The organism is Streptomyces sp. NPDC054887 (genome assembly GCF_053610585.1).
In genome coordinates this window covers 1-14384 of sequence record NZ_JBSGYQ010000009.1, presented here as the reverse complement: position 1 = coordinate 14384, position 14384 = coordinate 1, and the positions used below count along the sequence as shown (strand labels likewise).

Annotated in this window: 12 protein-coding genes; 6 read left to right on the top strand and 6 right to left on the bottom strand. The window is 72.2% G+C overall.

Annotated features, from left to right (window positions below; translation table 11 throughout):
• Positions 1 to 14: 14 nt before the first annotated feature.
• Positions 15 to 1115 carry a citrate synthase 2 gene (locus ACWGH0_RS07200; RefSeq protein ID WP_453403153.1) on the bottom strand — a complete coding sequence of 367 codons (1101 nt, stop codon included), beginning with the start codon at positions 1113 to 1115 and terminating at the stop codon, positions 15 to 17.
• Between the two features lie 358 nt (positions 1116 to 1473).
• On the opposite strand from ACWGH0_RS07200, the gene pdxH reads away from it, so the two are divergent.
• Positions 1474 to 2100 carry a pyridoxamine 5'-phosphate oxidase gene (gene pdxH, locus ACWGH0_RS07195; protein WP_453403256.1) on the top strand — a complete coding sequence of 209 codons (627 nt, stop codon included), beginning with the start codon at positions 1474 to 1476 and terminating at the stop codon, positions 2098 to 2100.
• Positions 2101 to 2466: 366 nt separating this feature from the next.
• A complete protein-coding gene (locus tag ACWGH0_RS07190) occupies positions 2467 to 3825 on the top strand; it encodes a PAS domain S-box protein (protein WP_453403152.1) in 1359 nt (452 codons plus the stop codon).
• Positions 3826 to 4096: 271 nt separating this feature from the next.
• Here the strand turns inward: ACWGH0_RS07190 and ACWGH0_RS07185 are convergent, their stop codons facing one another.
• Positions 4097 to 4852 (bottom strand): SIS domain-containing protein, encoded by a 756-nt coding sequence (locus tag ACWGH0_RS07185; RefSeq protein WP_453403151.1) that lies wholly within the window; start codon positions 4850 to 4852, stop codon positions 4097 to 4099.
• A 175-nt stretch (positions 4853 to 5027) separates the two neighbouring features.
• Between ACWGH0_RS07185 and ACWGH0_RS07180 the strand changes: the two genes are divergently transcribed.
• Positions 5028 to 5720 carry a metal-dependent transcriptional regulator gene (locus ACWGH0_RS07180; protein ID WP_453403150.1) on the top strand — a complete coding sequence of 231 codons (693 nt, stop codon included), beginning with the start codon at positions 5028 to 5030 and terminating at the stop codon, positions 5718 to 5720.
• A 501-nt stretch (positions 5721 to 6221) separates the two neighbouring features.
• A complete protein-coding gene (locus tag ACWGH0_RS07175) occupies positions 6222 to 7112 on the top strand; it encodes an alpha/beta fold hydrolase (protein WP_453403255.1) in 891 nt (296 codons plus the stop codon).
• Positions 7113 to 7214: 102 nt separating this feature from the next.
• On the opposite strand, the gene ACWGH0_RS07170 is transcribed toward ACWGH0_RS07175, so the two are convergent.
• From ACWGH0_RS07170 to ACWGH0_RS07160, 3 genes are all read right to left on the bottom strand, one after another.
• Positions 7215 to 8858: a transporter gene (locus ACWGH0_RS07170; protein ID WP_453403254.1), complete on the bottom strand. Its 1644-nt coding sequence runs from the start codon at positions 8856 to 8858 to the stop codon at positions 7215 to 7217.
• Between the two features lie 113 nt (positions 8859 to 8971).
• Entirely contained in the window at positions 8972 to 9793 is an 822-nt protein-coding gene (locus ACWGH0_RS07165; RefSeq protein ID WP_453403149.1) for an ABC transporter ATP-binding protein, read from the bottom strand.
• 43 nt (positions 9794 to 9836) lie between these two features.
• On the bottom strand, positions 9837 to 10523 hold the full coding sequence (locus ACWGH0_RS07160) for a bifunctional DNA primase/polymerase (RefSeq protein ID WP_453403148.1): 687 nt from the start codon (positions 10521 to 10523) through the stop codon (positions 9837 to 9839).
• A 323-nt stretch (positions 10524 to 10846) separates the two neighbouring features.
• On the opposite strand from ACWGH0_RS07160, the gene ACWGH0_RS07155 reads away from it, so the two are divergent.
• A complete protein-coding gene (locus tag ACWGH0_RS07155) occupies positions 10847 to 12232 on the top strand; it encodes a transcriptional regulator (protein ID WP_453403147.1) in 1386 nt (461 codons plus the stop codon).
• Here ACWGH0_RS07155 and ACWGH0_RS07150 read toward each other — a convergent pair.
• The gene (locus tag ACWGH0_RS07150) at positions 12165 to 13064 is read right to left on the bottom strand and encodes a hypothetical protein (RefSeq protein ID WP_453403146.1); all 900 of its coding nucleotides are present in this window, start codon (positions 13062 to 13064) and stop codon (positions 12165 to 12167) included. The genes ACWGH0_RS07155 and ACWGH0_RS07150 overlap by 68 nt on opposite strands.
• A 75-nt stretch (positions 13065 to 13139) precedes the next feature.
• On the opposite strand from ACWGH0_RS07150, the gene ACWGH0_RS07145 reads away from it, so the two are divergent.
• A complete protein-coding gene (locus ACWGH0_RS07145; RefSeq protein ID WP_453403145.1) occupies positions 13140 to 14252 on the top strand; it encodes a hypothetical protein in 1113 nt (370 codons plus the stop codon).
• Positions 14253 to 14384: the final 132 nt, after the last annotated feature.

Genomic DNA, 14384 nt, shown 5'->3' with positions numbered 1-14384 from the left:
GACGTGCCGCGGTGTCAGCGCGCGATGTCGTCGAAGCCCGTGACCTCGTGCGGGTTGCGCGAGGGAGGACCGACGTACCGCGCGGAGGGACGCACCAGGCGTCCCGTGCGCTTCTGCTCCAGGATGTGCGCCGACCAGCCGGCCGTACGGGCGCACGTAAACATCGAAGTGAACATGTGCGCCGGGACCTCCGCGAAGTCCAGCACGATCGCCGCCCAGAACTCGACGTTCGTCGCGAGCACCCGGTCGGGCCGGCGGGCGTGCAGCTCCTCGAGGGCGGCCTTCTCCAGCGCCTCGGCGACCTCGAAGCGCGGCGCGGCGAGCTCCTTGGCCGTACGCCGCAGAACGCGCGCACGCGGGTCCTCGGCGCGGTACACGCGGTGCCCGAAGCCCATGAGGCGCTCGCCCTTGTCCAGAGCCTGCTTCACGTACGCCGTCGCGTCCCCGGTGCGCTCGATCTCCTCGATCATGCCGAGGACACGCGAGGGCGCGCCGCCGTGGAGCGGTCCGGACATCGCGCCGACCGCGCCTGAAAGGGCGGCGGCCACGTCCGCGCCGGTCGACGCGATCACGCGGGCCGTGAACGTGGAGGCGTTCATGCCGTGCTCGGCGGCCGACGTCCAGTAGGCGTCGACGGCCTTGACGTGCTTGGGGTCGGGCTCGCCGCGCCAGCGCTTCATGAAGCGCTCCACGACGGTCTCCGCCTTGTCGATCTCCTTCTGCGGAACCATCGGCAGGCCCTGCCCGCGCGCCGACTGGGCGACGTACGACAGCGCCATCACGGCGGCCCGCGCGAGGTCGTCGCGCGCGGTCCGCTCGTCGATGTCGAGCAGCGGTTTCAGGCCCCAGACGGGGGCGAGCATCGCGAGCGCGGACTGCACGTCCACCCGGATGTCGCCGGAGTGGACGGGGATGGGAAACGGTTCGGCGGCCGGAAGCCCGGGGTTGAACGCGCCGTCGACCAGCAGACCCCAGACGTTCCCGAAGGACACGTGCCCGACGAGGTCTTCGATGTCGACCCCCCGGTAACGGAGCGCACCGCCCTCCTTGTCCGGTTCTGCGATCTCCGTTTCGAACGCGACGACTCCTTCGAGTCCGGGTACGAAGTCGGACATCAGGCGGCTCCTCATGATGTGTTCGAAACAAGCGGCGACTAGCGACAGGCGGCTCATGACCAGGGGTCAGATCCGGTCAAATACCGGTCAGGTTCCAGGTGCCATCGGTCGCCCCGGTGATTCCCCGTGCGGCTGGTGGTCATCCAACCGCTTCGGAAGCAGGCACGATATCCCCTGCTGTATGGAGGTCACAGTGCCCGGCGCCCACATTTTGGCGGGTTCCGCCGATGCGGGGAAGCGTGATTACCGGCACACTGCCCCATTTTCCGGCGGAGGATTGATGGCACCGGGTGCCGGGCACACTGCACCCCTGCGGCAGGATGGCACCGTGCCGAACCGAGATCTCGATCCCGCCGCCATGCGCGAGCACTACCGCAGCGAAGCCTTCACGGAGGCCCAGCTCGCGGCCGAGCCCATGGGCCAGTTCGACCACTGGTTCCGCGAGGTGGCCACCGGCGGCCTCCACGAGCCGAACGCCATGATCCTCTCCACGGCCGACGCGGACGGCCGCCCTTCCTCCCGCACGGTCCTGCTGAAGAAGTTCGACCCCCAGGGCTTCGTGTTCTTCACGAACTACGCCTCCCGCAAGGCCGCGGAGATCGAGACCAATCCGTACGTCTCGCTGCTCTTCCCGTGGCACCAGGTCGCGCGCCAGGTGATAGTCACCGGCACGTGCGCGCGGATCGGGCGCGACGAGACGGCGGCGTACTTCAGAACGCGCCCGCACGGATCGCAGCTCGGGGCCTGGGCGAGCGCGCAGTCGTCCGTGATCGCCTCCCGCGAGGAGCTGCTCGCGCGCTACGACGAACTCGCGACGCGCTACCCGCCGACCGAACGCGTACCGGTGCCGCCGGACTGGGGCGGCTACCGGGTCGTTCCCGAGACGGTCGAGTTCTGGCAGGGCCACGCGAACCGGCTGCACGACCGCCTGCGGTACGTCGCCGAGGGCGGCGGCACGTGGCGCGTGGAGCGCCTCTGCCCGTGAGGCCGCGAATGCGCGGCCGAACGCAGAAACCCGCGGGCTCTGGTTCCTCCGAGGAGGAGCCGGCCGGACTTACCGGCGAGCCCGCGGGTCGGTGACTGCTGGGATTTCGGCCGGCGACCTGCCGGCCCGCACTGGATGCGACGACGGGCCGTCAGCCCGCAGTCACCTCACGAGTCCGAAATGACATCACTTCCGAACCACCTCCCTTCACGTGTACTGCAAGCCTAGGAACCCGTCCCGCGCACCACAACCGAATTAAGGGGGAGCATTTTTTTCTCCGAACCAGGTGTGTGCTGCGTCACGTTCCAGTTGAATGATCCCGGGTTCAGCAGTGCAGCAAAGGCGAACACCTGCAGGGGGTGCCAGGTGAGTGCTTCCCGGATGGGCGAGACCACCGACGCGTACGGTCCCGACGAGCCGGGACCCGGGTCCGACGATCTCCTCGCCGCGCTTCTCGACGGCATGGACGCGGCGCTCTGCGCCTTCGACGCGGACGGGGTGATCACCCACTGGAACCGCGAGGCCGAGCGGATCCTCGGGTGGACCGCCGACGAGGCGGTCGGGCGGCCCGGTCTCGCGGGATGGGCGGCGAGACCGGAGGACGCGGACGAGGTGCAGGGCCGGCTGATGTCGGCGATGCACGCCCCGGGCCGGCAGGTGCACGACTTCGCCCTGCTCCGCAAGGACGGCGGGCGCGTACTCGTACGGACGCAGTCGGCGGGCGTTCCCGGGGCGGAGGGCAAGCCCGCCGGGGTGTACTGCGCGTTCAGCGAGGTGCACGCCCAGATCGACCTGGAGCGGGCGATCGCGCTGAGCGAGGCGCTCTTCGACGACGCCTCCTGGGGCGTCGTCCTGGTCGACGTCGACCTGCGCCCCACCGTCGTCAACACGCACGCGGCCCGCGCGCTCGGCGTGGGGCGCACGACGCTGCTCGGCCGCCCCCTGGGTGAACTCGTCGTCCAGGGCGTGGAGGAACTGGAGGGCGCTCTCCAGCACGTACTGGCGGAAGGGGCGCCCCCGGCCCCCGCCGAGCTGTGGGTGACGCTGCGCAAAGCGGAGCCGGGCGGCCGGGGCGAACGCCGGCGGTGCTGGCGCAGCGGCTTCCTGCGACTGGCATCGCCGCTCGCGGAGGAACCGGTTCCGCTCGGGGTCGCCTGGCTGTTCCAGGACATCACCGACGCGAAGACCGCCGAGCAGGAAGCGGCGCAGCTGCGCTTCCGCGGCAACCAGCTGCACCGTGCGGGGCGCGCGGCCGCCGAGTGCGAGGACCCGATGGAGGCCGCGTTGTCGTACCTCGACTTCGCCCTCGCGGGCTTCGCCGACCACGCGCTCGTCGACCTGGTCCAGGAGGACCATCCGGCGCGTCTGGTGCGGGCGGCGGCCACGCCGTCGGGCGGCCCCGGGCCGTGCCTCCCGGTGACCGGCGGAGCCGGCATCCCCGTTCCGTACCCGTCCGGCCACCCGGCGTTCCAGTGCATGGACCGCCTCGGCTCGGTACGGGCGAGCGGCGGCCCCCAGGACTGGGCGGCGCGACGCCAGTGGCCGCGGGACACCGTGCACGCCCTGTGCACCGTGCTGCGCAGCCGCGGCAGGACGCTCGGTGTCGCCACCTTCCTGCGCGGCCCGAGCCGCACCGCGTTCGAGCGCCCGGACGCTACGTACGCGGAGAACATCGCCGTGCGGGTCGCGGCGGCGATCGACCTGGCGCAGACGCTCAAGCCGTAACAGGAAATCGCACCGCCGGGGAACGCTTTCCGCCCGTTCCCGGGAACGACAAGCGTGCGTTCCGGGGAACGGCCGAAGGAGTTCCCGCGAACGGAAGAGACGTGTTCCGGGGAACAGCCGGGACCCGTTCCCGGGAACGACAGGACGCCTTCCCGGGAACGGCAGGACGCGTTCCCCGGGAACGACAGGACGCCTTCCCGGGAACGGCAGGACGCGTTCCCCGGGAACGACAGGCGCGCGCTCCCGGGAACGGTCCGTGCGGTGCGTGCACTCAGTGCCGGTAGAAGATCCGGTCGCGGTACTCCGTCATCACCCGGCCGTTCCACTCGTGACCGCCGTCGACGTTGCCCGAGCGCAGCAGCGGCGGTTCGATGCCGCGCTCCGCCAGCTCGCCCGCCGCGCTCGCCATGACGGCCTGCATCAGCGCGCTCGTGACCACCGTCGAGGCGGGCGCGAAGGGCGCCTCGATGCCTTCGGCCGTCAGTTCGGCGTCCCCCACGGCGATCTTGCTGTCGAGGACGATGTCGCAGTGGTCCTTGAGGTACGTACCCGAGGCGTGGCGCGACTTCGTCTCGCGCGTGTACGCCACCGACGTCACGCCGATGACCTTCAGGCCGAGCGCCCGCGCGTTCATCGCCATCTCCACCGGCAGCGCGTTGCGCCCCGACAGCGAGATGATCACCAGTACGTCGCCGGGCCCGGCGGGGCTGCTGTCCAGGACGGCCGCCGCGAGCCCGTCGACGCGCTCAAGGGCGGAGCCCAGGGTGGCCGGTACGACGTCCACGCCGACGGTTCCGGGGACGGCGAGCAGGTTCATCAGGGCGAGGCCGCCGGCCCGGTAGACGACGTCCTGGGCGGCGAGCGAGGAGTGGCCCGCGCCGAAGGCGAACAGCCGCCCGCCCGAGGCCACCGCGTCGGCGACGGCGGCTCCGGCGGCCGCCACGTTCCCGGCCTCCTCGTCGCGGACGCGGTGCAGCAAGCCGATTGCGGCGTCGAAGAACTGGCCGGCCAGTTTGTTCTCGCTCATCGCGCGGAGCCCCTTCAAGCGGTCGTCGTGCGAACGTCGTGCGACGGTGGCGCGGATCACGTTGCGGTCTGGACCAGTGCCCTGTCAATACCGCTTCCCGTCGCCACGACACGGTTGTCGGCGCTATGCGTCAGAATTGGGGCAGGGCCAGCGCACGAGTAATCGAGGGGCACGTATGTCCGGACTGATCGACACCACGGAGATGTATCTCCGCACCATCCTCGAGCTCGAGGAAGAAGGCGTGGTCCCCATGCGCGCCCGTATCGCCGAGCGGCTCGACCAGAGCGGACCGACGGTGAGTCAGACCGTCGCCCGCATGGAGCGGGACGGTCTGGTGACCGTGGCGGGCGACCGCCACCTGGAGCTGACCGACGAGGGCCGCAAGCTGGCCACCCGCGTGATGCGCAAGCACCGGCTCGCCGAGTGTCTGCTCGTCGACGTGATCGGCCTGGAGTGGGAGCAGGTCCACGCGGAGGCGTGCCGCTGGGAGCACGTGATGAGCGAGGCGGTGGAGCGGCGCGTCCTGGAGCTGCTGCGCCACCCGACGGAGTCTCCGTACGGGAACCCGATCCCCGGCCTGGAGGAACTGGGCGAGAAGGCCGAGGCGGAATCGTTCCTCGACGACAACATGGTCAGCCTGAACGACCTGGCGCCCGGCCCGGACGGCAAGACCGTCGTCGTACGCCGGATCGGGGAGCCGATCCAGACGGACGCCCAGCTGATGTACACGCTGCGGCGCGCGGGTGTGCAGCCCGGATCGGTCGTGAGTGTGACCGAGTCGCCCGGCGGGGTGCTCGTCGGCAGCAGTGGCGAGGCGGCGGAGCTCGGCGCCGAGGTGGCCTCGCACGTTTTCGTCGCCAAGCGCTGACAGCGGCGCCCTGGCGGCACGGTCGACCGGCCCCGCGGTGGTGGGGCCGGTCGGGCGATCCTCCGGAATCCCAGCGACCGGGCGGATCGCGTGCCAGTCTGTGACCCAGGCACATGACGTGAGATCGCCGACCGGTCCGACGACCGTCGGGGAGGGGGCAGGGAATGCGCCCGTCGCGCTGGTATCACCCGCAGATTCGTCCTGTTCGCGATGCGGGGGGCGGCTCCGGCGCCCTGAGACGCCGGAGCCCGTCCTCCCCTGCGCCGACCCGGAGCCCCGAGCTCCCAGGGTCGGCCCCCGCGGACCGTTTTCCCCGAGCGGCCCGCCTCCCGCTGAAGATCTCCCCTCGGCGGAGCCGGTCAACCCTTGAGCGTGGTCACTCGAACGAGGGGTGTTGCACGCCGAACCCGCACTTTCGAATACAGGTTCGATAGTCTGGCCGGACTCGACCACTCACTCATTGGACGGACCACCCGGAGGACGAAGGGGGTGCCAGGACATATGGTGCGGCGCATCGACGTGACCGGAGCCGACGGCGTACGCCTGGCGGCCTGGGAGTACGCCGATCCTCCCAAGGGCAGCGGGGAAACCGACCGCGCCCCCGGGGTCTTACTGCTGCACGGCCTGATGGGGCGCGCCTCGCACTGGGCGGGCACCGCGCGCTGGCTGTCGGAGCGGTACCGCGCGGTCGCGCTCGACCAGCGCGGACACGGCCGCAGCGACAAGCCGGCCGACGGCGCGTACACCCGCGAGGCGTACGTCGCCGACGCCGAGGCGGCGGTCGAGCAACTGGGCCTCGCGCCCGTCACGCTCATCGGCCACTCCATGGGCGCCCTGACGGCCTGGCAGCTCGCGGCCAAGCGCCCCGACCTGGTGCGGGCCGTCGTCATCTGCGACATGCGGGCGGGCGCGCTCGGTGCGGCCTCCCAGCGCGAGTGGGAGGACTGGTTCAAGACGTGGCCCGTCCCGTTCGCCACGCTCGCGGACGTGCGCAAGTGGTTCGGCGAGGACGACCCCTGGGTGGAACGCCCGAGTCCGGCCCGCGGCGCGTTCTTCGCCGAGGTCATGACCGAACAGGGCGACGGCTGGGGGCCGCTGTTCTCCCGCCCCCAGATGCTCGCGTCACGCGCGACCTGGGTGTACGAGGCCCACTGGGAGGAGCTGGCCCTGGTCCGGTGCCCGACCCTGGTGGTGCGCGGCCTCGACGGCGAACTGGGCCGGGCGGAGGCCCAGGAGATGGTGCGGGTGCTGCCGCGCGGTCAGTACGCCGAGGTGGTCGACGCCGGCCATCTCGTCCATTACGACCAACCGGACGGCTGGCGCAGCGCGATCGAGCCGTTCCTGGAGGAAACCGCCGAGGAACAGATCGCCCCGCCCCTGGGCCGGCCCTGAGCCGCCTTTGAGCCGTCCCTGGGCCCTGCCCCGCCGGTCATTTCGCCCCGGGCGGCAGCCGTACGAACGGCAGCCGCCCAGGGCGTCACGCTCGGCGGGGACTCAGCCCTTGCCCACCGCCGTGAGAATCTCCGGCAGCCGTGCCGCCGCCTGCGGCGCCGACCAGCGCACGCCCGCCCAGGCGATCAGCGTGCCGTACGCCGCCCCCAGCGGCAGCAGCAGCCACAACCAGCCCTCCGCGTCCGCCGCGTGGAGCCAGATGGTCGTCGTGATCAGCGGAGCGCAGAGCAGTGCCGCCGCGATCATGCCGCCGAGGATCGAGATCCAGGCGAGACCGGCCTGCCCCGGGGCGACGTTCTTGTGCGTACTGCCCTGCGGGATCGAGTACGGGAAGCGCACGGACGCCACGGCGCCCGTCGCCAGCATCGCGCCGAGCAGCGCGAACGACAGCCCGAGCGCCTCGGGAAGGGCCTGCCAGTCGCCCACCAGCGCCGCCGTGACCACGGTGACCAGCGCCGAATACGGCAGGGTGATCACCAGCAGCGCCAGTGCGCGCGCCCGCAGTTCCTCGTACGCGTCGCGCGGTGTGGAGATCGTCATGGCCACCATCCAGAAGGCGGAGGTGTCCTGGCCGAACTGGTTGTACATCTGGATGCCGAGCATTCCGGCCGCGAAGCACGCGAAGTAGATCGTGCCCGTCCCCTGGAGCGCGTTGAACACCGGGACGATGAGGCCGATCACCAGCGAAGTCACCCAGGCGGCCTTGGTCTTGGGGTCACGCCACACGTACCGCAGGCTGCGCTCGATCACCGTGCCCGTACGGCCGTCCGGCAGGACCCCTGCGCCGAACCCGCGCGACGCCCCCTTGCCGGCCGGCTCCGAAGCCCGGAGCGTCGAGCCGTCCGGCGAGGTCATGAGCTTCACCAGGCTGCGTTCCCAGGACCACAGCAGCGCGGCCAGCGCCGCGACCGACAGCAGCAGTTGGGCGGCGGACCGGACGTACGCCCCTTCGCTCACCGCGGCCACCGCGCCGACCGCCGACGCGGGCGGCACCCAGCTCAGTACGTCCGCGACCGGGTCGAGCCTGGCCAGGCCGCCCGCGCTGCTGAGCCGCTGGGCGCCGAAGTTGACCACCTGGAGGCCGACGGCGATCACCAGACCGCTCAGCACGGCCAGGTCGCGCCCCTTGCGGCTGCTCAGCAGCCGGACGTTGGCCGCGGCCACGGCTCGTGCGAGCGCGGCGCACAGCAGCAGGATCAGCCCCACGGCGAGGACCCCGACGGCGGCCGCCGCCGCGCCGTGCGCGACGGAGACCACCGAGCCCAGCGCCAGGCAGAGCGTGAACAGCGGCCCGATGCCGACCAGGGACGCCGTCAGGAGCGCGCGCACCAGCGGGCGTGGCCGCAGCGGCAGCATGACCAGCCGGGTCGGGTCGAGCGTCTCGTCGCCGCTCGGGAAGAACAGCGGCATCACCGCCCAGCCGACCCCGAGAAGAGCCGCCAACAGCACCACGACCGTGGTCGCGTGCTCGTTCCCGCGCAGCGCGACCAGGCCGATGAGCTGGAGCGCTGCGAAGAGCAGTGCGAGCACACCGGAGAGGATGTACGCGGTCCTGCGACCGGACGACTGCCGCAACCCGTTGCGCAGCAGCGACAGCTTGAGCCGCACGAACACGGACGTGATCCCGGGAACGTGCGGAACGCTGTTCCCGTGAACGTGCGGAACGCTGTTCCGGGGGGCGTTCAGAGCGGCGTGCCGGGGAACGTCCGGAGCGCCGTTCCCGGGAACAGCAGGTTCACCGCCGTCCCCCGGAACAGCAGGTCCCCCACCGTTCCCGGGAACGGCCGTTCCGTCCGCGCTCATCGGGCGCCGCCGCCCAGCCAGTCCAGGTTCTCCCCGGTGTCCCGGTCGTTCGCGCCGACCAGTTCCAGGAAGGCGCTCTGCAGGGAGGGCGCCGCGCCGCGTACCTCCGCGAGCGTGCCCTGCGCCCGGATGCGGCCCGCGGCCATCACCGCGACCCAGTCGCAGAGCGACTCCACGAGTTCCATCACATGGCTGGAGAAGACGACGGTCGCGCCCGACAGCGTGTAGCGCTCCAGCACACCGCGGATCGTCTGCGCCGACACGGGATCGACACCCTCGAACGGCTCGTCGAGGAAGAGCACTTCGGGGTTGTGCAGCAGAGCCGCCGCGAGACCGATCTTCTTGCGCATGCCGGTCGAGTAGTCGACGACCAGTTTGTGCTGCGCGCCCGCGAGGTCCAGTACGTCGAGAAGCTGCGTCGCCCGCTTGTCGACCTCGTCGCCGGGCAGCCCCCGCAGCCGGCCGGAGTAGGCGAGGAGCTCACGCCCCGAAAGCCGGTCGAAGAGCCGCAGCCCCTCCGGCAGAACGCCGATCCTGGCCTTGACCGCCACCGGGTCCCGCCACACGTCGTGCCCGCCGACCAGCACCGTGCCCGCGTCGGGGTGCAGCAGACCGGTGACCATCGACAGGGTGGTGGTCTTGCCGGCGCCGTTCGGCCCGACGAGGCCGACGAACTTGCCCGAGGGCAGCTCCAGGTCGATGCCCGCGACGGCGATCTGCTCGCCGAAGCGCTTCCACAGGCCCTCCACACGTACGGCGGCGGGCGGCGCGTTCCGCGCTCCGCCCGCCTCGTCCGGTTCCGCTGTGTTCTCGGGCATGTCGCACAACCTCCCCGTGGCCCCGTGCAGCTACGGGGCCACCCTACGGTCGGCGTGTGCGCGCCGCCGCTGCTTCCCGCCCACAGGAGTACGCCAGCGGGCTGATCAGCTCCTCCACGTCGGGCAGCCACCGGTTCGCGGGGGTGGGACGGCGCGCCCACTGCACCGCACCCATCCCGCCGAGCCGGGTCGGCGGCCCGGCGACGTAGTCCCCCTCGCCCCGCGTGACCAGGTCGATCGCGGACGGCGTCCAGCCCAGCTTCCGTACGAGATCGGGCACCTTGGCGCCGGCGCCCGGCAGGACGAAGAACAGCATCCGGCGGTCCGGGGTGCAGGTCACCGGGCCGAGCGTCAGGTCCATGCGCTCCATCCGGGCCAGCGCGAGGAAACCGGCGGACTCGGGAACGTCCAGGGCGTCGAAGGAGCGGCCCGTCGGCAGCAGGATCGAGGCCCTGGGCTGTTTCGACCACATGCGGCGCGCCGCGGTGGCGCTGCCCGTCGCCTGCGACGCCCAGTCGGCGGTGGCGGGGTGCGCACCGGGCGAGGCGCAGGAGGGGACGCCGCAGGAGCAGCGCTCCACACCCTCGTCCGCCTCCAGCCAGGTGCCCGGGAACACGTCCCAGTGGCGCTCTTCCGCGTACCGCACGGCGCTGTCCAGCAGTTGATCGCCGCGCTGCTTGGGGATCTGGGCGGCGTCCGTGACTCCGATGGTGTCTTCCACGATGAACACAACTCTCGCCGTCACCTTGGGTTACGGGCGTGCGGTCGGCTTGCGGAGGAACATCGATCCTGCACGCGGGGCGCACCGGTGCATGGGCGGGGGCGCGCACGAGGCCGCGGGGCGGCGGGCGGGTAACCACATGTGGGGAAGGGCGGGAATGGCGGTCGAAAGGCCGTCAATACCGTCTCGTCCGGCATGTTCCGCATTCTCTGTATATCTGCCGGGCAGTGATCAGCGGGACCGGCGTGATCAGTTCACGGATCCACGGACCACGACCAATGGACCACGACTCACGGACCATCACCGACCACTGCGGCACCAGGGGGTAGTCAATGGCAGCCAGGCCTCTCGTCGCCCGCCAGCCGAACGAACGGTTGCAGGCGCTCATTCAGGAAGCCGGGTGCTCCAACGCCGGGCTCGCCCGGCGTGTGAACATGTGCGGCGCCGAACACGGCCTCGACCTGCGGTACGACAAGACGTCCGTGGCCCGCTGGCTGCGCGGCCAGCAGCCGCGCGGCCGGGCGCCCGGCATCATCGCGGAGGCGATCGGGCGCAAACTCGGCCGGACGGTCACGATCGACGAGATCGGGATGGCCAACGGCAAGAACCTGTCCTCCGGGATCGGCCTCCAGTTCTCGCCGACCGTGCCGGGTGCGATCGAGCAGGTCTGCGAGCTGTGGCGCAGCGACGTGGGGCGGCGCGACTTCCTTTCGGGCTCGACGGTGGCCGCCTCCGCGCTGGTCGAGCCGAGCCGCGACTGGCTGATCACGGGAACGGACAGCCAGGTCGCCAGGACGGCGGGCGGCGGACGGGTCGGCCCGTCGGACGTGGAGGCGGTACGGGCGACGACGGACGCCCTGGTGGAACTCGACCACCGCTTCGGCAGCGGGCACGTGCGGCCCATCGTCGTGCACTACCTCAACAGCGTCGTGTCCGGACTGCTCTCGGGCTCGTACCGCGAATCGGTGGGCCGGGACCTCTTCGCGGCCGTGGCCCGCCTGACGGAACTGGCCGGCTACATGGCCGTCGACACGGGACAGCCCGGGCTCGCCCAGCGCTACTACATCCAGGCGCTGCGGCTCGCCCAGGCGGCGGGCGACCGCGGCTACGGGGGGTACGTACTGGCCGCTTCCATGAGCCACCTCGCCGCCCAGCTCGGGAACCCCCGCGAGATCGCGCAGTTGGCGCGGGCCGCCCAGGAGGGCGCGCGGGGGCGGGTGACGCCCCGGGCGGAGGCGATGTTCTGCGCGGCGGAGGCGCGCGGGCACGCGCTGATGGGCGACGCCCGGGCCTGCAACCAGGTGGCGGGCAGGGCACTGGCCGCACTGGAGCGCGCCGAGGAGGGAGCGGGTGACGATCCCGTGTGGATCGCCCACTTCGACCACGCGTACCTCGCCGACGAACTCGCGCACTGCCATCGTGACCTGGGGCAGGGGCAGGCGGCGGCGCGGCGCGCCCAGGATGCGCTGGACGGGCACCCGGAGGGGCGGGCGCGCCGCCGGGCGATCGGGCTCCTCCTGCTGGCGACGGCGCAGGTCCAGCAGCGCGAGGTCGAGCAGGCCTGCCACACGGGCTCGGAGGCGGTGCGCCTGCTGGGCACACTGCGGTCGAACCGGGGAACGGAGTATCTGGAGGACTTCCAGCAGCGGCTCACGCCGTACCGCGACGAACCCGCCGTCCGGGAATTCGGTGCGCGGATGGAGATGCAGGCGGCCTAGGAAGGCAGCAGCGGTACGCGTACGAAACGCCCCTTGACCACCGATAGGGGGCGCATCGTTCAGCGGGGCCGCCCGCCGGGGCTCCGGCGGTATGTGTGGGGACCGTGGGCGCGTGGCAGAGGCTCGCCGTCACCCGGTAGCGTGAACCGACGGTTCCGTAGGTCCACACATACGTCCACACGTAGGAGTCCCGGTGACGCAGAGCGGACAGGGTGACGAGTCGCGGCTTCCCGCCGCGCGGCCGCCCGCGCACGAAGGTGTCGTGCTGCCCGCAGACGGCAGCGGTCCCTGGATACCCGGGGCGCCCGAGGAGCAGGTCGCTCCGGCGGGTGGACAGCCGTGGGGCCAGCCGTGGGGGCCGGAGCAGGCCGCCGGCCGGCCGCAGCAGCAGTACGGCGCGCCGCAGCAGCAGCCGCAGTACGGGGAGCAGCAGTACGGAGCCCAGCAGCAGTACGGCGCCCCGCAGCCGGGTGCGCCGCTGCCTCCGCCGCAGCAGCAGGGACCGGGCCCCCTGCCGCAGCCCGGCGCGCAGCCGCAGTACGGCGCTCAGCAGCCGCAGCCACAGCAATACGGTGCTCAGCAGCCCGTACAGCAGCCGCACCCGTCCCAGCAGCCGCAGACGCCGCAGTACGGCTCGCCGCACGGGCAGCAACCGGGACAGGGACAGCAGGGGCAGCAGGCACAGCAGCCGTACGGCGCTCAGCAGTCCCAGCCTCAGCACCAGGCACCACAGCAGCACCAGCAGCACCAGCAGCACCAGCAGCACCACCAGCCGCCTCAGCAGCAGCACCAGGCGTCCCAGCACCAGCAGCACCAGGCGCCCCAGCCGCACTCCTCCGCTCCTCTCCCGCCGCCGCAGCAGCAGTACGGCGCTCACCAGGGGCCGGGGCAGCCCCAGGCGCAGCCGTTGCCGCTGCCTCCCGAGGCGCCCGCCGGAGGCGGGGCTGCCGACGCGGACGCGACCCAGTACCTCCCGTACGTGCCGCCCGCCGGGCCCGGCGCGCTGCCGCCCGAGAGCCCGGCGGAGTCCACGCAGTTCCTCGGCCGGCACCCGAAGGGGCCGGCGGCCCCCGGGGGCGACGGCGACGCCACCCAGTACCTCCCGCCCGTCGTGGACGCTCAGGGCGCGCCCGAAGCGCCCCCCGGCGCCCCCTTCGGCATCCGCCCGGGCGCTCCGGAGGACCGGCAGCCGCCCGCGGAGTTCGACAACCTCTTCAGGGCGGACGCCGCCCCGGCGGACCCGACGCAGCAGATGCCGCCCGTCGGCGCGCGGTCCCCGCACCAGCAGCAGCCGTACCACCAGCAGCAGTACGGTTCCCCGCTGCCGGGCCACTCCCCGGCCGGGCCGCCGGCGTCCGGGGGACCCGCGTCCTCGGGCGGGTCCGCCTCGAAGAAGCGCAACTCGCCGCTCGTGCTGATCGCCGCCGTGGTCGTCGGCTGTTCCGTACTCGGCCTCGGCGCGGGCGCGTTGCTCAGCGGGGGCGAGGAGAAGCCCGCGCCCAAGAAGCCGATCGCCGCGCCCAGTTCGACGGGGGCCGACGCCTCGCCGCAGGCCGCCGCCGACCCCGCGGAACCGCAGGCCAAGTCGCTCGACGCGCTGCTCGCCGACAGCAACGACAGCCGCGCCTCGGTGATCAGCGCCGTCAAGGCCATCGGAACGTGCAAGAACCTGCCGAAGGCCGCGAGCGACCTGCGCGCCGCCGCCAAGCAGCGCAACGAACTGGTGACCCGTCTCCAGGAACTGACCATCGACAAGCTGCCGAAGCACCAGGAACTCTCGGTGTCGCTCACCACCGCGTGGAAGGCGTCGGCAGCGGCCGACAACCACTACGCCGCCTGGGCCGACCAGGTCGCCGGCCGCAAGGGCTGCCACAAGGGCCAGGCGAGGTCGACGCCGCAGCACCAGGCGGGCAACCGCGAGAGCGGCAAGGCGTCGCAGGCCAAGAAGGAGGCCGTCGGCATGTGGAACAGCATCGCCAGGCGCCACGGCCTCACGGAACGCGACGCCACGCAGCTCTGACAGCGGCCGGCAGGGTCACCCCCCTGCCGGCACTCGGCGGCCACCGCACCGGCGAAAGCCGGCACGGACAGCCGAAACAGCCGACAGCCGACGGCGGACGGAGAAGGGGGCGGGCGCGTCGTACTCCGCGCC